We start from the raw sequence: 19,281 nt of genomic DNA, 5'->3' as shown, positions 1-19,281 counted from the left end.
CTCATGGCATTTGAACTTCCCGCACTGCCCTACGAAAAGAACGCACTGGAACCGCACATCTCTCAGGAAACGCTTGAGTACCATTACGGCAAGCATCACAACACCTACGTCACCAAGCTCAATGGCCTGATTGAAGGTACCGACAACGCCAACAAATCTCTTGAAGACATTATCAAGAGCGCCAGCGGCCCTCTGTTCAACAACGCCGCACAGGTCTGGAACCACACCTTCTACTGGCACTGCCTGAGCCCGAACGGCGGTGGTGAACCCACCGGTGCTGCCAAGGAAGCCATCGAGAAGGCTTTCGGATCTTTCGAAGAGTTCAAGAAAGAATTCAACGACAAAGCCGCCAACAACTTCGGTTCTGGCTGGACCTGGCTGGTGAAAAAAGCGGACGGCACCGTTGCCATCGCAAATACCAGCAATGCTGAAACGCCGTTGACCGGTGCCGACAAGCCGGTGCTGACCGTCGACGTCTGGGAGCACGCGTACTACATCGACTATCGCAACTCCCGCCCGAACTACCTGGAAGCTTTCTGGAACCTGGTGAACTGGGATTTCGTAAACGAAAACCTGGCTTGATCCCGGCTTCGCTTCCAGACACAGTCTAGAACGACTGTGATCAAACGCCCGCCTCTGGCGGGCGTTTTTGTGTATGCAAAACCCAAGCAATTACAATTTGATACAAGCACACTCTGAAATCTTTGGAAAAATCGCCGATACTCAATGAAGATATCGCGAACCTGAACCATACTTGTAAACAATAATCAGGGTGAGCCCCCACGCACATCACCCAAAGTGCGACACCTTTGCCCTGAACCTTGCAGATCAGCGGCTCTGCAAAAACCGGAACAAGACAGGCTTGAATGCAAAACTCCTTCGAGGTTGAACATCGCCTGGGCTATCGAATCTTACGGTGGATTCTCTTGGTGGCCCTTGTCAGTGGCGTCGTTGTCAGTGCCATACAGGTCATCCTGGACGCCCAACGCGTGTCCAGAGGGCTGGATAGCGATGCAAAACAAACCATCGCGATGGTGAAAGACGCCGCCACCCAGGCCGTGTTCAGCATTGACGCCGAACTTGCGCAACAAGTCGTGGACGGCCTCTTTGCCAAGGAGGCCGTCCATATGGCCCGCATCGTCCACCCTGACGGCGACCCGCTGGGAGATCGCAGCCGTCCACTCCAGGAAACCGCTTTCCGCCCGGTCACCGATCCGATTTTCGAAGCCGACCGGCTCTATCGGGAACCGCTTTTCCGCGAGGGTAATCCGGAAGATGTCTACGGCTTTCTTGACGTTCACTACGACACCGCAGCAGCAGCCCGCACCTGGCTGGACAGGGCTGCTGTCACCTTCGCTTCCGGCATAGCGACAGCTCTCATTCTCGGAATGGTGTTGTTCTATGTATTCCACCTGCTCTTGACGCGCCCGCTCCTCAGAATTGTCAACTCCGTGAGGCAGGTGGATCCTGCCCACCCGGATGACCGCCTGGTCACCACGCCATCCGGCCACCAGAGCGACGAACTTGGCCTCTGGGTCAACGCAACGAACAACCTTCTGGTCGCCATTGGCGACAGCCAGAAGCGCCATCGCGAGGCGGAGGACCGGGTAAGTCGTCTCTCACGTTACGACCAGCTCACTGGCCTGCCCAGCCGGGATACCTTCATGGAGTTGCTGGTGCGAGACATTGAAGATGCCGCCAAGCGCAACGCCCAACTATCACTGATTGTCTGCGGCATCGACGATTTCAAGTCGGTGAACGAGCAGTGCGGTTTCCGGTCCGGGGACCTTATTCTCCAGACCGTTGCCGACCGCCTGACCAACAAACTGGATAATGCCCGCTTCACCATTGCACGCCTCGGCAGCGACCAGTTCGTGGTTGTCCAGAAAGGACTTCGGGACGGGTTCCAGGCTGCAGACACCGCTGAGCGAATCCTGGCCTGTGTCAATGAGCCCATGCTGGTCGAAGACCAGAATATTTCGATCAGCGCCACCCTGGGGGTTGCTCTTTACCCCTCCGACACCAGCAAGGCGGACCGGCTGCTTCAGAGTGCCGAACAGACCATGACCCTGGCCAAGCAGAACGGCCACAACCACTTTCAGTTTTATGTCGCCAGCATTGACCAGGAAATCCGGGACCGGAAGCAACTGGAAAAGGATTTGTCCCAGGCTCTTGGTAATCACCAGTTTCACCTGGTTTACCAGCCCCAGATTAATCTGGAGAGCAAACGGGTAATCGGGGCAGAGGCATTGTTGCGTTGGGAGCACCCGACTCGTGGCACGGTTCCCCCCGACTTTTTTATTCCAGTGGCCGAGGCAAACGGCTCTATCGTAGAAATTGGTCAGTGGGTTCTGGACCAGGCCTGCTGGCAGGCGGCGCGCTGGGCCGCGGACGGCTCGCCGCTTCGTATTGCTGTTAATCTCTCGGCCGTTCAGCTGCGCCAGGAAAGCATTGTCAATGATATTCTCGATACCCTCCGACGACACAAGATACCGGCCGGTCGGCTGGAGCTGGAGGTAACAGAAACCAGCTTCATGACTAATCTGTCAGACGCCGTAGCCAAACTCCACAGGCTCAACAAAGCGGGGATAAGCATCGCAGTGGACGACTTCGGAACCGGCTATTCGTCCCTGACCTACCTCAAACAGATGCCGGTACAGCATCTGAAGATCGACAAACAGTTTATTCGCGATCTGCTGGTCAATGAGGAAGATACCCGAATCGCCAATACCATCATCGACCTTGGCAAGAGTCTGAACCTGTCAGTGGTCGCTGAAGGGGTAGAAACGGCAGAACAGGAATATTATCTGAGCCAGCGTGGCTGCAAGCTCGCCCAAGGCTATTTCTTCAGCAAGCCGTTACCGCCGCGTGAATTTGAGACCTTCGTTAAAGGTTTTCACGACCAGATCGTGGAAAATAACCTCTGAACCACTACCTCTAGGAGTTGCCATGGGAACCACCGTTATCGGCCTGATCGTCATCGCCGTCGTTGTTTTCTACCTGGTCTTTATCTATAACCGCCTGGTTTCCCTGCGCAACCAGTTCAAAAACGGGTTTGCCCAGATCGATGTTCAGCTGCAGCGTCGGCACGACCTTATTCCGAATCTTGTGGAAGCGGCAAAAGCCTATCTGACCCACGAAAAAAGCACCCTCACCCAGGTGATGGAAGCCCGCAACAATGCGGTCAGCGCCCAGAAGGATGCCGCCAAGGATCCTGGCGATGGAACCAAGATCCAGCGCCTGGGCAGCGCCGAAAACCTGCTCACCAAGGCACTCGCAAATTTCTACGCCGTGGCCGAGAACTATCCGGAGCTGAAAGCCAACGAAACGATTCAGCAACTGATGGAAGAACTCTCCAGCACCGAGAACCGAGTGGCCTTTGCTCGCCAGGCCTATAACGACGGCGTCATGAGCTACAACATCTTCCGGGAGCAGTTCCCCAATAATGTTATAGCCGGCATGTTTGCGTTCAAGGAAACGTCGCAACTGGAACTGGAATCACCGGAAGCCCGTCAGGCACCGAAAGTGGCCTTCTGAGGCCCTGAATCATGGCTCATCCCGGTTTCTTTCAGCGCCAGGCCCACGCCCGGCGCAACACCACTCTGCTGGTTTTTCTTTTCCTGACGGCGGTTGCGTTTATCACACTCGCCGTCTGTCTGGTGGGGTATTTTGTCACGCGGAGCGAATCGTCGGGCCTCGCCTTTCACCACTGGTTGCTCTCCAATCATGGCCTGCTTACGGCCGTTACCGTGATGGCACTCATTGTTCTGGGCTCTCTGCTCCGCTGGGTTGATCTGGCCGGAGGCGGCGACCGGGTGGCCAAAATGGTTGGCGCCAGGCCCATTGACCCGGACACCCGGGACAGTGACGAACGCAAACTGCGCAACATCGTTGAGGAAATGGCCATTGCCAGTGGTGTCTCGGTGCCGGAACTCTATGTGATGGATCAGGAAACCGGCATCAACGCCTTTGTCGCGGGCTATACGCCGGGCGAGGCCGTTATGGTAGTCACCCACGGCGCTATTACCCAATTGTCGCGAGACGAACTCCAGGGGGTAGTCGCCCACGAATTCAGCCATATTTTCAACGGCGACATGCGGCTGAACGTTCGGCTCATTGCCCTGCTTGCCGGCATCCTGATGATCGGACAGATTGGCGGCTTCCTGCTGCGCGCATCCTTCTACCGCGGCCACCGGGTGGGCCGATCACGGGACGGTCGGGCCCAGGCGGCCATGGGCATCATTGGTCTGGCCCTTTTCGTGATCGGCTATGTGGGCGTTTTCTTTGGCCGGCTGATACAGGCAGCGGTCTCCAGGCAACGGGAAATGCTGGCAGACGCATCTTCCGTGCAGTTTACCCGGAATCCAGAGGGCATCGCCGGGGCACTGTTCAAGATCGGTATGAAGGGTGGTTACCTGGACAAAACCAGCCACGCCAGCGACATGAATCACATGTGTTTTGGCGAAAGTGCGCGGATGAAGTTTACCTCTTTGCTGGCATCCCACCCGCCCATTGATGAGCGTATCAATGCCATTCAGCCCGGCATGCTGGCGAGATTGCGCAGCCGGCTCAGGGATACCGAACCAGGCGCCGACCTCTATCGTGGAGGCTCTGCAGCACCGGAAGCGGGCGCGTCCGGGTTTAGTGGCGCGGCAACCGACATCCTGGGACCGGTTACCGGCAGGAGTGGCAGAACCTCACCGCTTGCATCCAGCCCGGAGAAGACCATAAAACCGGCCCGTAAATTTTCAGACCAGGTCGGCACTATCAACCGGCAAAGCGAAGATTTCGCCCTGCGATTTCTTGAGCGCCTTCCAGCCACCTTCCGAAACCTGCTGTACACCCGGGCCGGGGCCACGCAGCTCTGCTATGCCATGCTGATCAGTGAACTGCCGCGTCCACAGCAAACAGAACGGCTGAACCTGCTGCCAGCGCACCCGGTATTGGGCAGCCAGCCGGATCTACTCGATAAACTGCTGCCGGCACTAAGAACCATCGGCGATGGCGTCCGTTTCCCTGCCCTGGAGCTGGCCATGCCTGCCCTGCGCAAGCTGGATCCGGAGGAACGGGAGATGCTGATCACCAATGTCCAGAAACTGGTGGCAGCGGATAACCGGGTTACCCTGTTTGAGCTCGCTCTGACAAGCTTCCTGTCACGTCACCTGGGCGACGAGGCAGCCAGAGTGGTACCGGTGCGCTATAAGAGCTACAAACCGGTCATGCCGGCCCTCCAGAGGCTCCTGAGCCTGATGGCCAGGGCTGGGTCTGCATCTCAATCTGACGCCGAGAAGCTGTACCGGGAAGCCATGGCCGGCTTCATGAATGCCAGGGATGGGCTGGAACCGGTTCTGGAGAAAGTCACCATGCGCCAGCTCAGGGAGGCACTGACCGCGTTGAATGGCCTTTCGCCCTTGCTGAAACCGGCCATCATTGATGCCTGCGGGCACTGTATTACTCGCGACGGGAAAGTGGAAACCAGAGAATACGAACTGATGCGACTGGTGGCGGATCAGATGGATTGTCCGATGCCGCCACTGGCTATCTGAGGTTTTACTGAACCCGGGCGCTGCCGTCTTCGAACAGCGCATCCACACTCGGACGCTGTTCCTCCTTCGGGATGCCCAGCTTCTCACGGATGTTCAGATTCACATCCCAGAGCTGATTGAACTTGTCGGAAGTAGCCGCAACGGCTTCTTCCTTGCCCAGCATGATTTTCGGGCGCAGGAACACCAGCAGATTACGCTTTACCCGACGCTCGGATTCCGAAGAAAACAGACGTCCGATGAACGGAATGTCGCCAAGGAGGGGCACCTTGCTTTTGTTGACCTGGTAATCATCGCGGGTCAAACCGCCCAGCACGATGGTCTCGCCATCATCCGCCAGTACGGTAGTCTTGATTTCCCGCTTGTTGGTGACGATATCCGAGGCGTTCTCGATGCTGTCTGCCACGCTTTCTGTGGTCTGCTCAACCACCAGACGCACCAAGCCATCGGCACTGATCGTTGGGGTGACTTTCAGTGTCAGGCCGATATCACGCCGCTCAATGGTGGTGAACGGGTTGGTGGTGCCATCACCGGTGACGGTGGACTGGCCCGTGCGGAACGGCACGTTCTGGCCAACAATAATTTCGGATTCCTGGTTGTCCAGGGTAATAATGCTCGGCGTGGAAAGCAGGTTGGCAGCGGCAGAGGTGGAAAGCGCCTGCAAAAGAATGCCCCAGCTCACACCATTTTCGTTTCTCTGCCCAGCACCGACAGTGATGCCGCCCGTGGCAGGTGTAATAGCCGAACCTGTCAGAATCGCGCTGAGCACCTCACCCAGGCTGCGGCCCACGTTACCGAAATTGGTGCCGGCAACCGGCGTGGATTCGCCGGACTCATCACCCACCGCAACCTGGACACCCAGATCCTGGCCCAGCTCGTCACTGATCTCGACAATCGCCGCCTCAATCATCACCTGGGCACGACGCACATCCAGCGCCGCAACAATCTGTTCGGCTTCCTGCATCAGGGAGGGCTCACCCCTTACCACAAGCGCGTTCAGCCCCTCATCCGCAAAAACGGCAAAGCTGCTTTGCGGTTTGGCGGCGCCGCCGCTTCCCGAACCAGTACCTTCTTTCACCAGCTCGCCCATCACACCCTTAAGGATCTCAGTCAGGTTTTTGGCGTCGGCGTGTTTCAGCCTCAGGACCTTGGTGGTGCCGCCGGTGGCAGACGGCTGGTCCAGTTGTCGAATCAGGCCGCGCATCTTTTCGCGGAAGGTCTCATCGCCCCGCAAAATAAGCCGGTTGCTGCGCTCATCTGCGGTGACGCTGTATTTTCTGGCGGCATTGTCGCCGCCGGCACGGCCGAGTTCATCCGGGGCCAGTTCCTGCAGCAGAGTCACCATATCACCCACCCAGGCTTCCTGAAGCTGGATGACTTCCACTTCGTATTTGGACGGGCTATCCAGCTCCCGGACAATCTGTTCGATGCGCTGGATATTGGACGAATGATCGCTGATGATCAGCGCGTTGGCGGCGGCCACACCGGCCAGATGGCCATATTTCGCCACCAGCGGACGCAAAATTGGCACCAGCTCCAGAGCGTTGGCGTTGTCGATCTGGATAACGCGCGTGATCAGCTGCTCGGAGGGGGTTTCGGGAAAACGCTCCAGAATTTCCGCCGACTGTTTGGCATCAACCTGTTGCACCACCTTGATCACTTCTGCGCCCGGGATGGCAGTAAAGCCGTGAACATTCAGGACCGCCAGGAACAGATCGTAAATTTCGTCCTTGTTCATGGGCGCGCTGGAAAGCACCGTTACCTTGCCCTTCACCCTTGGATCCACCACGAAACTGTACCCGGTGATATCGGCCACCTGGGTCACGAAAGCCCGGATATCGGCGTCTTTCAGGTTCAGCCGCCATGTCTCGGCTTCCTGCCCGTGCGCCATGGACATAAAGGGAAGGAGAACAAGCAGGACAATAGCCCGCAAAACATTGATCTTGTGGTTATACATCTGGCGATTTCGTCCTGTTTCAATGAACCCGGTCAGCGCCACTGCTCGGGTATGGCATAACTGATGGTGAGGATGGATCCGTCACGCTCGATTTCTATCTCCAGCTGGGCCTGGCCGCGCCAGTTCTCAAGCAGGGCCTTATCCTGGCTGATATCGCCCAGCCGCTGACCGTTAATAGCCGTTATCACGTCCCCGGCCTGCAGGTTGACGGCGTTGAGCATGGCGTTAGAGCCGTCATACACGTAACCGGACATGCCGCTATTGTCCACCGGGCTCAACCCGAAAGGCGCCAGTGCGGCAATGCCCTGGCTGTCAATCTGTTCACGGGCGCTGGCCAGGAACTCATCCGGTGATGATTCTGCAGGCTCCTCGGTCACTTCTGCAACCAGTTCGGACGACTGTTCCTCGAAAGTAAGGGATTCGTATCGCCCGCCCCGACGAATCAGAACACGCCCGGGTTCCACTTCCGCCAGCTCGGCATTGCCGGGTAACATCTCCCCTACCCGGTAATATGCGGTTTCTCCATTGCTCCCAGCAACTATAGCACCGGAGTCCTCCGGGCGCTGTGCAACAAGTACCCCTTCCAGCCGGAGCCGAAGACGAGTTTCCGGAGCCGAGCGGCGAACGGCTTCAGCCACCTCGACCGGTCGCTCAGACCGCCCGAAGAAATCGTAAACGGCCATGGACGTCCTCAAACCGCTACCGCCGGACAGACTGCCTGCACCGGCTGCGACCGGCGCGTCTGGAACCGGCCTGTCGTCCCAGGCGTATAACCAGGTCATCCGCGCGAGGGTGTTGGCGAGATACACCACCAGCACCAACAGCAACAGGTTGGCCAGGATCCGGGAAATCCGGCTTTGGGCCGGAATACTCAACAGCGCCATATTATCGTGCCCCCGGTACGAGAGGCTGGCGTACCCGGAATACGACATCGCCGGGGCTGGCAGAATCCGGCCAGGGCTGGCCGGCGAGATCCACCATACGCTTGTAGACACGCAGTTCCATCATTCCGTTCCAGAACACGGTGGCATCTGCTGCTGGCCCCTGGCCACCCTGCTCTGACACGGTCAACGCCACACCACCCTGGGAGGTATCCATCGTTGCCTGCATGGGCGGAAACTCGGCCTGCCCCCGCTGATCGCCCATTGGCCAGGTCACCAGGCCGCCATCCCAGCGTCCCAGGCCTTCCGCCCTGGTAATCCGGTTATCGGCCCAGGCCATGTTGAGCCGGTCGATCATGACTTCACCTTCAATCATGGCGCCGCCGCTCTGGCGGATCAGCTTTTCGAACTCGGCCACTGTGACCCGTCCGCTGGCATGAAGCCGGGCACTCGCCGGCCATCCGACCGTAACATCTCCGTTGAGCGAGGATTGCGACGATTCCAAGGAAATTCGGGCTGGCCACTCGAGGCTGATGACCGACGGCATATGAAGACGCCAGTCGACACGCACCGGGAAACCGGCCACGACAACCCCGGCTTCGCCATCCCAGAGCTTGCCGGCAACCTGCTGAACCTTTAACTGGGGAGGCAGAGATACATGGGCAGAGGCTTGCTGCCAGACCCATCCCGCAGGAACCAGAAAGACCAGTGACAACAGATAAACCAGAGCGCCCAGCAGCAGGAGCAGAAATACCTTGCCGGGGCGAAGAAAGGATTTGGGTTCAGCGTCACTCATTCGGCGTTGCACAGATAATGGACCGGAAGCCGAGTCTAGCAAACGCATGGGGCAAGTTCATGACAAAAAAACAAAAACCCCGCGTTAGCGTGAACCAACGCGGGGTTTTCGTAATGGAGCGGGCCACGCCCAGAATCCGGAACGTGGCTGGGCTCAGGTCGGCATTACATCATGCCGCCCATGCCTCCCATGCCGCCCATTCCACCCATGTCGGGCATACCGCCACCGGCAGACTCGTCCTGCGGCTCGTCCGCAACCATCGCCTCAGTGGTGATGATCAGGGAAGCAACAGAAGCAGCCGCCTGCAGCGCGGAACGGGTCACCTTGGCAGGATCCAGGATACCCATTTCCAGCATGTCGCCGTAGGCTTCGGTAGCAGCGTTGTAGCCGAAGGAGCCTTCGCCGTCGCGAACCTTGGCAACCACCACAGACGATTCACCGCCTGCGTTGTATACGATCTGACGCAGAGGAGCTTCCATGGCACGGCGCAGGATGTTAACACCGGCTTTCTGCTCTTCGTTGATCGCGTCGACCTTGTCCAGAGCCGCAATAGCACGAATCAGGGTAACACCGCCGCCCGGTACGATGCCCTCTTCAACCGCAGCGCGGGTAGAGTGCAGCGCATCCTCAACGCGGGCCTTCTTCTCTTTCATTTCCACTTCGGAACCGGCACCAACCTTGATAACGGCAACACCGCCAGCCAGCTTGGCAACGCGTTCCTGCAGCTTTTCCTTGTCGTAATCGGAAGAGCTGTCTTCGATCTGCTTGCGGATCTGCTCAACGCGAGCTTCGATGTCCGCCTGCGCACCCGCACCGCCGATGATGGTGGTGTTTTCCTTGGTGACGTTAACACGCTTGGCTGTGCCCAGGTCGTCCAGGGTGGTGTTCTCAAGAGTCAGGCCGACTTCTTCAGAAATGACGGTACCGCCGGAAAGAATCGCGATGTCCTGCAGCATTTCCTTGCGACGATCACCAAAGCCAGGCGCCTTCACGGCGTTGACTTTCACGATGCCACGCATGTTGTTTACTACCAGAGTAGCAAGCGCTTCGCCTTCGATATCTTCAGCGATGATCTGCAGCGGCTTGCCCGCCTTGGCAACAGATTCCAGCACCGGCAGCAGTTCGCGGATGTTGGAGATCTTCTTGTCTACCAGCAGGATGTACGGGTCCTCCAGCTCGGCGGACATGTTGTCCTGGTTGTTGATGAAGTATGGAGACAGGAAACCACGGTCGAACTGCATACCTTCAACCACGTCCAGCTCGTCTTCCAGGCCACGGCCTTCTTCAACGGTGATGACGCCTTCCTTGCCAACTTTCTGCATCGCATCGGCAATAATCTTACCGATGGTTTCGTCGCCATTGGCAGAGATGGTGCCGACCTGGGCAATCATCTTGCTGTCGTCGCACGGCTTGGCCATCTCGCGGATCGCCTTCACAGCTTCGGTAGTAGCCTTGTCGATACCACGCTTAAGATCCATCGGGTTCATGCCGGCAGTAACGGCTTTCACACCCTCGTTAACGATGGACTGGGCGAGCACAGTTGCGGTGGTCGTGCCGTCACCAGCCGTGTCGTTGGCCTGGGAAGCCACTTCTTTCACCATCTGGGCGCCCATGTTCTCGAACTTGTCAGACAGTTCGATTTCCTTGGCGACGGAAACACCATCTTTGGTGATGGTCGGCGCGCCGAAGGATTTTTCCAGAACCACGTTACGGCCTTTCGGGCCGAGAGTTACTCTAACCGCGTCTGCCAGAACGTTGACGCCTGCGACCATGCGCTTACGTGCGCTATCACCAAATTTAACGTCTTTTGCTGCCATGTCTTCTATTCCTGTTCGTTAAACCGAAGTTATCGATCAATCGGATTAATGAGAGTTCGTGCGATTCGCCTCAGCGATCACTCAAGCACGCCGTAGATGTCGCTCTCGCTCATGATGAGGAGCTCTTCGCCATCGATCTTGACGGTGTTACCGGCGTACTGGCCGAAGACCACGGTGTCACCCACCTTGACTGCCAGTGCGCGGGTTTCGCCGTTATCAAGGATGCGACCGTTACCAACGGCAATTACCTCGCCTTGGGACGGCTTCTCTTTGGCGTTACCCGGCAGCACGATGCCACCTGCAGTTTTCTCTTCTTCTTCTTTACGGCGCACGACAACACGATCGTGTAGCGGACGAATTTTCATTGCTCGGTTTCTCCAATAGTCAGATTAATGTGGCAATGACATTGTTGATGTAGTCGGATTAGCGACGCGTAATCCGACAAATTGCCCGGCTGGATAACCAACTGTTTTCAGTGGAAATCAGCCCGCAGCGAACTTGTGGTTTCTATTTGGGGTAGCAGGTAGGGGTTTTCAACACCCCGGAGAGAAAATTTTTTCACTTTTTTTCGATCCGGTCCCGATCGGATTCGGTCTCGTCCTGATACTCGCCTTCGATAATGTCGCCATTGCTGTCACGGTCAAACGGGCGTTGCTGGCCGAACGGATTTTCCTGGCCGCCAAACGGATCCTGCCCGAACGGATTGGAGCCGCCACCGGCGCGAAAATAGAAACTGCTGCCACGGCTTTGACCAGCGACGACCATACGCTTGAGCGCCTGCGCTGCGAGCCAGTGGCGAGTGCCCGGGATCAGGCACAGAAACCCAACCGTGTCGGTAATAAAGCCCGGCGTAAGTAGCAAAGCGCCACCGATGGCCAGAATCAGGCCTTCGGCAACCTCTTTGGCAGGTAATTCACCACTGTTCAGCCGCTGATTGGCCCGCAACAGCGTTGCCAAACCCTGCTGACGCAAAAGCCAAGCACCGATAACGGCGGTCAAGAGCACCAGCCCAACGGTGTTAAGCACACCAATCATGCCGCCCACTTTGATCAACACCGCCATCTCGGCGATTGGCATGATAATGAAAAGAAAAAGGAAAATGGACAAAGTGCCTCCATTGGTTCAGATACTGTCGGGTTACGCTTCGCTAACCCGACCTACAGTACCGGCTATGCTTCAAACGTAGGTCGGATTAGCGAAGCGTAATCCGACAAGGATAAACCCCCACCATAGTCGTATTTGATATACTCCGCGCACCAAAAATAACCACACAGACGCACAGCAACCGTAAAACCACCTGATAACAGTAGTTAGGGCAAAACATGAAACTTCAAGATTCCGTGATAGCAATTACCGGCGGCGGCCAGGGCCTTGGCCGCGCCATGGGCGAATACCTTGCGGCCAAAGGCGCAAAAATTGCGCTGATCGACCTGATGCCGGAAAAGCTGGACGAAGCCGTCACTGCCTGCGTGGCCGCGGGCGCCGAGGCCAGAAGCTACGTCTGCAACGTTGCGAAAGAGGAAGAGGTAGAAAAAACCTTCGAGGCCATCGTAAAAGATTTCGGCCACCTCAACGGCCTGGTTAACAATGCCGGCATCCTCCGGGACGGGCTTATGGTCAAAGTGAAGGATGGCGAAGTTGAGCGCCGCATGGAGCTGTCCCAGTGGCAGGCGGTTATCGACGTAAACCTTACCGGCGTTTTTCTCTGCGGCCGCGAAGCAGCGACCCAGATGATCAAGAACGGCGACCAGGGCGCGATCATCAACATTGCCTCCATCTCCCGCGCCGGCAACATGGGCCAGAGCAACTACTCCGCCGCCAAAGCCGGCGTCTCCGCCCTGGTCCCCGTCTGGGCCAAAGAACTCGCCCGCTACGGCATCCGCTGTGCCGGTATCGCCCCAGGCTTCATCGAGACCGAAATGACCGCCTCCATGAAACCGGAAGCCCTGGAAAAAATGACTGCCGGCATTCCGCTCAAACGCATGGGCAAGCCGGAAGAGATTGCTTCGGCTGCGGCGTTTATCTTTGAGAACGACTATGTGTCAGGGCGGATGATTGAAGTGGATGGGGCTCTCAGGCTCTAGTCCATTGTCACTGCTTGAGAAATGTTGCCAGCTCAGGGATGAGCCGGCACTAAGCTAAAATACTTTACAACTTTAATTTTATCGCCAACAATGTAAAATATTTTCGCCTAAATGGGCCAGCAATGGATTTCCAAACCCTCGGTCACGACATCTCAAGGCTCCGCCAACAACAAGGCGTCTCCCAGCAAAAAATGGCAGATCACCTTGGCATTTCCCGCGCCACCATCAATGCACTGGAAAACGGGCGGTCTGGCGATATTGGCATCCGCAAGATCATGAAAATTCTCGACTACCTGGGCAAAGAGCTGGCCATCCGGGACAAGTCTCCGTTCCCGACCCTGGAGGAGTTGCGTGATGAGCGATGAACTGGACGTTCATGTGGACCATAGGCCTGCCGGAAGACTATTCCGCGAATCGGGCGAATACGTTTTCAGCTATTTCGAGAAAGCCAGCCCTAGCGCCTTCGTCTCGCTGACCATGCCGGTCCGCAAAAAAGACTACAGCCATCCTCAGCTGCACCCGGTTTTCGAAATGCATCTGCCAGAGGGCTACCTTCTCTCGATTATCAAAAAGCAGTTCGCCAAACTTACGGGTACTGACGACTTCGGGCTTCTTCGACTCCTGGCGCCCAACATACGCGGCCGGGTCGAGTTCAATCCTGATAACCATTCTGGCGAGACTTCATTGAGTCTCGAAAAACTCTTGCACTCTGACAACCCGGCCCTGTTCGAGGAGCTGGTGTCACGGTTTGCGCTTCGCTCCGCACTGAGTGGTGTACAGCCCAAAGTCCTGGCGACACTGGAAAACAAGGCGACGCTCCGACTCGAAGACTACATCGTCAAAGCATGGGGCCCTGATTATCCCGAACTGGCTCTCAACGAATACTGCTGCATGATGGCCTGCTGGAATGCCGGCATTCCCGTCCCGGAATTCTATCTCTCAGATGACGAGTCATTGTTCATCATGAAGCGGTTCGATTTGAAAAACAGTGGCGAGGCGCTTGGCTTTGAAGACATGTGCGTACTTCAGGCAAAACAACGGGAAGAAAAGTACACCGGCAGCTACGAGCAAATTGTCAAAACCATCAAAACCTTTGTTAGCGCAGAGAACAAGAAAGCGTCCCTTGAGCAGTTCTTCAAAATGATGGTCCTGAACAATATCCTGCAAAATGGCGACGCCCACCTGAAAAACTTTGGCCTGGTCTACGAGAGCATCGATTCCATCAGCCTGGCGCCCGCCTACGATGTCGTGTGCACAACCGCCTACATCCAGCAGGATATCTCGGCTCTCACCCTAATGGGCAGCAAGAAATGGTGGCCCAGAAAACATATGGAGCGGTTTGGGGTTCAGGTCTGCGATTTGAGTGCGGTCAAAGCCAGAGAGTTGTATGAGGAATGCCTGAGGGCCATTGAAAAGGTTCAGCTCTATATTGCGGAACGGCTTTCACAGGAACCTGCCGGAGAGAAAGCGGAGCTGTTGGCTCATCTCCATACGCTCATTGCCAACGAAATCTCGACATCGAGACTCGCCCGTCGGTAACTTCGACACCTTCAGCCTCAAGCCGGCCAACCTGCTCCTGATATTTCTCGGATCCGACGGGAAACGCAATCTGGCCGTTACTGCGAATCACTCGATACCAGGGCACGGCATGTCCTTCTGGCAATTTTCCCAAGGCCCTTCCGATATATCTCGCCTGCCGGCCCAACCCCGCCATCTCGGCAACCTGGCCGTAACTGACCACTCTCCCCTTTGGGATGGCCAATACAACTTGCCATATTTTCTGGTCTTTGGTCGGTTCGGACATCAAAGACTCTCTGCTTCGGCATCAGGCTCAGATTCATTGCGCGGCGCCAATGCATCCAATCGATGGCCATTCCGAATCATGAAAATGGCCAACAGAATGGCAGGCACGCCCATTATGCCGGCCACCAGGAAGAATTCCGCATAACCAAAGCCCGCCACGACAATGCCGGAGAACCCACCGAGAAACTTGCCTGGCAGAGTCATCAGGGAACTGAACAGTGCGTACTGCGTGGCCGTGAACGAGGCACTGGTCATGCTGGAGAGCCAGGCAATCAGGGCAACATTGGCAATGCCGCCACTGAGGTTATCGGCGCTCACTACGGCGGCCAGGGTAATGATGTTGGGCGGGTATTGGGCCAGAACGACAAACAGAAGATTGGTGGCGGCGGTCATTATCGCCCCCAGCAAAAGAATTCGACGAACACCGTAGCGAACCACCATAACCCCACCAACCAGCGAGCCGGCAATGGTCATGAAGAAGCCGAAGATCTTGGTCACGTCCGCCACCTGGGTTTTGCTGAAGCCCATGAAGTCCAGGTAGAAGGGATTGGCCATAACGCCCATGGCGATGTCCGAGATACGGTAAACGGCAACCATGAGCAGGATAACCAGAGCCAGCTCTTTGTAACGGCGAAAGAAATCCAGGAACGGGCCGGCAACGGCGGCGTAGAACCAGCCAACCAGCCTCGCCAGGCGGGGATTCAGATGCGTGAGCTTGGCGGCCTCCTGCTCGATCTTGTGGGCAATGTCCTGGGCGGCGGCAAAGTGATTCACGCTGGGCTCGCGAACAATGAGGACCGTCAGCGCGCCAACGCCCACCAGGGCGGCCATCACCTCATAGGACACCTGCCAGGACCAGAATTCCGCCAGGTACAGGGCGCCGGCACCGGCCACCAGAAGCGCCAGACGGTAACCAAAGATATACGTCGCAGCCAGTGCTGCCTGGAGACGCTCCTCGGCAATCTCGATGCGGTAGGCATCAATGGCCACATCCTGGGTGGCCGAGGAGAAAGCCACCAGCAGGCCACAAAGGGCCATCATTTCTGGAGCCGCCGTGGCATCCACGTGAGCCATCAGGTACAGCCCCGTGGCGATACCTGCCTGCGCAAAGATAATCCAGCTTCGCCGCTTGCCCAGCAGCCGGTCGAGCAGCGGCAGTTTCAGGCGGTCCACCACCGGTGCCCAGAACACCTTGATGGAGTAGGTAATGCCAAGCCAGCTGAAGAACCCGATGGTGGCGGTTTCCACCCCGACATCCGCCAGACGGGCATTCAGCGTGGAAAACACCAGCAGGAACGGCAACCCCGCCGAAAAGCCCAGGAATAGCAGCGCAATCACCTGCCAACGGGTATAGGTGTGGAGCGTGTCCCGGATCAGGGTCAGGCGGGTGCCGGTTAAGATGGTGAAGCCTCCGGATCAGTCGCGGAAATTATTGAACTGCAGCGGGATATCCAGCTCAGCCTCGCGCAGCATGGCAATGGCTTCCTGGAGATCGTCCCGTTTCTTGCCGGTCACACGTACTTTATCGCCCTGGATACTGGCCTGAACCTTCATCTTCTGATCCTTGATCATCTTCACGATCTTCTTGGCCATATCGGTTTCAATGCCCTGCTTCAGCAACAGGTGCTGTTTGACCAGCTTGCCGGACTTGCTGTCGCCGTCTTCCGCCAGAGCACGGGCATCAATATTACGCTTGGCAAACGCCATCCGCAGCATATCCAGCAACTGCTCCAGCTGGAACTCCTGCTCGGCACTGATGGTAATGCCCTTGTCATCCAGCTCAATGTCGGCTTCAACGTTCTTGAAGTCCCAGCGATTACCCAGTTCCCGCTTGGCCTGGTCGACCGCATTGGTGACTTCGTGCATATCGATTTCTGAAACAATGTCAAAAGAAGGCATGGTCGTTATTCTCCAACAGGGTAAGAAGGTATACTTCTTCAATTTGCTGGGGATGATACCAACCCCCGGCATCTCTCGCACCTGACAACGGACTGGTAAAAGTAGATAACAATGCCAAATCTGGACCTTCCCATCCTGGTAGTAGACGACGCGAAATTCAGCAGTATGGTGGTTGGCCGCACGCTACGAAATGCCGGATATCGCGACGTACGCATCGTCAATAACGCACCGGAAGCCCTGCAACTGATCGAACAGCGTCCGGTCAGCGTGCTGATCGCGGACTGGCTGATGCCCGAGATGGATGGCCTGGAACTGACCGACCAGGTGCGACAACAGGACGAACAGAACAATCACTACACCTACGTAATCCTGCTCACCGCCCGGGAGAGTGTCGAAGCCCTCTCTGAGGCCTTCGACCGTGGCGTGGATGATTTTATCTACAAGTCCGACATGACCAAGCAGCTAATCCCCCGTATCTTTGCAGCTGACAGGATGGCGGATCGGCAGAATACCCTGCTCCGGGCCAATTCCCTGCTGATCGAGAACAACCGGGAACTGGAATCCACTAACATCATTGATCTGGAAACCGGTCTCTGCAACACCAAATACGGTCGTGAACGCCTGACCAAGATGCTGCGCCATGCTGAATCCCGCGGCGGCTGTTCCGCCTACGTACTATGCGGCATTCGCAACTGGCAGGAACTGAAACGCAAACACCCGCCGACGGTGATGAGTGAACTGGCCATCGGCATCGCCCGCCGGCTGAGCACCCTGATTCGCCCCATTGACGCCCTGTGCCGCGTTGGGGACAACCAGTTCGCCATCATTGCCTATTTCCCCAACAGCGATCACTGCACCACCACCGCCTTCCGGCGCGTGTTCGACGGCATCAACCACAAGGCCCTGAAAACCACAGCGGGCTATATTTCCGTGGAAGCCGGCATGGTGCTGTGCAAAGCCGACGCCCAGAACGGCACACCTTCAATCCAGGACATGGAGCGGGCAGCGGTGCAGGGGTTGGTGGATGCGTACGATACACGGCGGTTTACCGAGACTGCGCCGGAGATCGGAGCGACCGCCTGAAGCGGCGACACACTCGGTAACACTGATACACACTTCACAAACAGACAGGAAAGTGCGGAAGACTTATTCTGCAATTGTGGATTTAAGCAGTATCCCCCATGGCGGAGGAGCCGAGTAGTACCTCCGCCGCCATATGGGGAATCGAATCCACCGGATTAACGAATTTTTCAGGCACTTTCGTTCTTTCCTTGTTTTTTAGGCCAGCTTTTTAGCTGGCCTTTTTATTTTCTGCTCCAGACGTTTCCGCACCAGTTCCGTTATACTCCAGCGATAACGACTCCAAAAACAGTGCTGTAACCATGAAAACCCTCGGAACCGCCTCCGTCGCCGCCCTGCGCCAATACGTTCGTGCTGCCGAATCTGCCGGCGTCGATATCAACCGTCTTTTCGACCAGGCCGAACTGGACCAGAACATACTGGACACCGACGACGGCCGCATCAATGGCGAGCAGTTCCAGCACTTTATTCATTTATTGTGCGAACAAACCGCCAACCCCATCCTGGGCCTGGAAACCGGCGACTTTGTTCAACCTGGCTCCTACAGCGTGCTTGGCTACATCACCATGAGCTGCGCCACCCTGGGCGAAGCCGTGGCACGCATTGCACCGTTCGAAAAACTCGTTGGAGACATGGGAACCACCAGCCTCGCCATGAAAGGCGAAGACATCAAACTTACCTGGAACTGCAACTACACCGATCCCGTCGTCCGACCGCAACTGGTGGATAACGTGTTTGCCTCCTGGGTGAACTACGCCCGCTGGCTTGCGGATAATCAGGAGGCGTCCCCCAGCTCGGTAAAACTCCGCCGATCCTCGCCGGGTTCAAAATTTGAAAAGGCCTACCAAGAGCGCTGGCACTGCCCGATCACCTTCTCTGCCGATGAAGACAGCATTACCCTCAAGAAAACCCTGCTGGAAACCCGACTGAGGCAACCGGACCCCCTGCTCCGCAAAACCCTGGAAGCCCATGCCCTGAGCCAGCTCGCCTCCCTGGATACCGACAGCGACCTGACCTCAAAAGTCCGCCACAGCATCCAGCAACAGCTGATGCACGGTATTACAAGGCAAGACATGGTGGCCGAAGACCTGGGCATGACCAGCCGAACCCTGCAGAGAAAACTCGGCCAGGAAGGTGTGTCTTACCAGAAACTGTTAGATGAAGTGCGGCAAAAAATGGCCGAGGACTATCTACGAAACAGCGAGTTGGCCATTCCGGATATTGCACTGAGGCTGGGGTACAGTGAAACCACGTCGTTTCACCGAAAATTCAAAGCGGTTACCGGGAAAACACCCGGAGAGTTTCGCCAATTGGAGGAAAACCCAAAAGCCTGAACGACCGAGGCCGGTGCAAGCTTCCAGAAACGTGGAGCGCCAGGGATGGCGCGACCGAGCCCTACATGGACGTATTTACGGGCGTTT

18 protein-coding genes are annotated in these 19,281 nt (G+C 56.8%); 9 read left to right on the top strand and 9 right to left on the bottom strand.

All coding sequences use genetic code 11. The annotated features are described in order from the left end of the window. Positions 1–3 precede the first annotated feature (3 nt). From sodB to J3362_RS03650, 4 genes are all read left to right on the top strand, one after another. Positions 4–582, top strand: a complete 579-nt coding sequence (gene sodB / locus J3362_RS03665) for a superoxide dismutase [Fe] (protein ID WP_349518182.1) — start codon at positions 4–6, stop codon at positions 580–582. A 284-nt stretch (positions 583–866) separates the two neighbouring features. Further along, on the top strand, positions 867–2,927 hold the full coding sequence (locus J3362_RS03660; RefSeq protein ID WP_349518181.1) for a putative bifunctional diguanylate cyclase/phosphodiesterase: 2,061 nt from the start codon (positions 867–869) through the stop codon (positions 2,925–2,927). 22 nt (positions 2,928–2,949) lie between these two features. Continuing rightward, positions 2,950–3,537, top strand: coding sequence for a LemA family protein (locus J3362_RS03655; RefSeq protein ID WP_014577658.1), 588 nt, complete (start codon positions 2,950–2,952; stop codon positions 3,535–3,537). Between the two features lie 11 nt (positions 3,538–3,548). After that, entirely contained in the window at positions 3,549–5,546 is a 1,998-nt protein-coding gene (locus J3362_RS03650; protein WP_349518180.1) for a M48 family metallopeptidase, read from the top strand. A gap of 4 nt (positions 5,547–5,550) precedes the next feature. Here the strand turns inward: J3362_RS03650 and gspD are convergent, their stop codons facing one another. The 6 genes from gspD to J3362_RS03620 form a co-directional block, all read right to left on the bottom strand. After that, positions 5,551–7,500: a type II secretion system secretin GspD gene (gene gspD / locus J3362_RS03645; RefSeq protein ID WP_349518179.1), complete on the bottom strand. Its 1,950-nt coding sequence runs from the start codon at positions 7,498–7,500 to the stop codon at positions 5,551–5,553. 32 nt (positions 7,501–7,532) lie between these two features. Beyond that, complete coding sequence (locus J3362_RS03640) at positions 7,533–8,384, bottom strand: type II secretion system protein N (protein ID WP_349518178.1); 852 nt, start codon at positions 8,382–8,384, stop codon at positions 7,533–7,535. 1 nt (position 8,385) lies between these two features. Next, positions 8,386–9,177 carry a type II secretion system protein N gene (gene gspN, locus J3362_RS03635; RefSeq protein WP_349518177.1) on the bottom strand — a complete coding sequence of 264 codons (792 nt, stop codon included), beginning with the start codon at positions 9,175–9,177 and terminating at the stop codon, positions 8,386–8,388. 164 nt (positions 9,178–9,341) lie between these two features. Next, positions 9,342–10,994 carry a chaperonin GroEL gene (groL, locus tag J3362_RS03630; RefSeq protein ID WP_349518175.1) on the bottom strand — a complete coding sequence of 551 codons (1,653 nt, stop codon included), beginning with the start codon at positions 10,992–10,994 and terminating at the stop codon, positions 9,342–9,344. A 77-nt stretch (positions 10,995–11,071) separates the two neighbouring features. Beyond that, entirely contained in the window at positions 11,072–11,359 is a 288-nt protein-coding gene (gene groES, locus J3362_RS03625) for a co-chaperone GroES (protein ID WP_349518174.1), read from the bottom strand. 193 nt (positions 11,360–11,552) lie between these two features. Next, a complete protein-coding gene (locus tag J3362_RS03620) occupies positions 11,553–12,101 on the bottom strand; it encodes an FxsA family protein (RefSeq protein WP_349518173.1) in 549 nt (182 codons plus the stop codon). Between the two features lie 215 nt (positions 12,102–12,316). Between J3362_RS03620 and J3362_RS03615 the strand changes: the two genes are divergently transcribed. From J3362_RS03615 to J3362_RS03605, 3 genes are all read left to right on the top strand, one after another. After that, complete coding sequence (locus tag J3362_RS03615) at positions 12,317–13,078, top strand: SDR family oxidoreductase (RefSeq protein ID WP_014577665.1); 762 nt, start codon at positions 12,317–12,319, stop codon at positions 13,076–13,078. Positions 13,079–13,200: 122 nt separating this feature from the next. Then, positions 13,201–13,443, top strand: a complete 243-nt coding sequence (locus J3362_RS03610; protein ID WP_349518172.1) for a helix-turn-helix transcriptional regulator — start codon at positions 13,201–13,203, stop codon at positions 13,441–13,443. After that, the gene (locus tag J3362_RS03605; RefSeq protein ID WP_349518171.1) at positions 13,433–14,617 is read left to right on the top strand and encodes a type II toxin-antitoxin system HipA family toxin; all 1,185 of its coding nucleotides are present in this window, start codon (positions 13,433–13,435) and stop codon (positions 14,615–14,617) included. The genes J3362_RS03610 and J3362_RS03605 overlap by 11 nt, the downstream gene beginning before the upstream one ends. On the opposite strand, the gene J3362_RS03600 is transcribed toward J3362_RS03605, so the two are convergent. The 3 genes from J3362_RS03600 to J3362_RS03590 form a co-directional block, all read right to left on the bottom strand. Further along, positions 14,574–14,882: an MGMT family protein gene (locus tag J3362_RS03600; protein WP_349518170.1), complete on the bottom strand. Its 309-nt coding sequence runs from the start codon at positions 14,880–14,882 to the stop codon at positions 14,574–14,576. The two genes, J3362_RS03605 and J3362_RS03600, sit on opposite strands and share 44 nt — an antisense overlap. After that, the gene (locus tag J3362_RS03595) at positions 14,882–16,219 is read right to left on the bottom strand and encodes an AmpG family muropeptide MFS transporter (protein ID WP_349518169.1); all 1,338 of its coding nucleotides are present in this window, start codon (positions 16,217–16,219) and stop codon (positions 14,882–14,884) included. The genes J3362_RS03600 and J3362_RS03595 overlap by 1 nt, the downstream gene beginning before the upstream one ends. A 78-nt stretch (positions 16,220–16,297) precedes the next feature. Next, entirely contained in the window at positions 16,298–16,780 is a 483-nt protein-coding gene (locus J3362_RS03590) for a YajQ family cyclic di-GMP-binding protein (RefSeq protein ID WP_008171349.1), read from the bottom strand. Between the two features lie 111 nt (positions 16,781–16,891). Here J3362_RS03590 and J3362_RS03585 point away from each other — a divergent pair, with 111 nt between their 5' ends. Further along, positions 16,892–17,863 (top strand): response regulator, encoded by a 972-nt coding sequence (locus J3362_RS03585; RefSeq protein ID WP_041645339.1) that lies wholly within the window; start codon positions 16,892–16,894, stop codon positions 17,861–17,863. A gap of 299 nt (positions 17,864–18,162) precedes the next feature. Then, positions 18,163–19,194 (top strand): AraC family transcriptional regulator, encoded by a 1,032-nt coding sequence (locus tag J3362_RS03580; protein WP_349518168.1) that lies wholly within the window; start codon positions 18,163–18,165, stop codon positions 19,192–19,194. Positions 19,195–19,281: the final 87 nt, after the last annotated feature.

This window comes from Marinobacter sp. NFXS11, assembly GCF_040148675.1.
Taxonomy (GTDB): Bacteria; Pseudomonadota; Gammaproteobacteria; order Pseudomonadales; family Oleiphilaceae; genus Marinobacter.
Note: the sequence above shows the minus strand (reverse complement) of the source record. Positions and strands in the feature narration are given on the sequence as shown.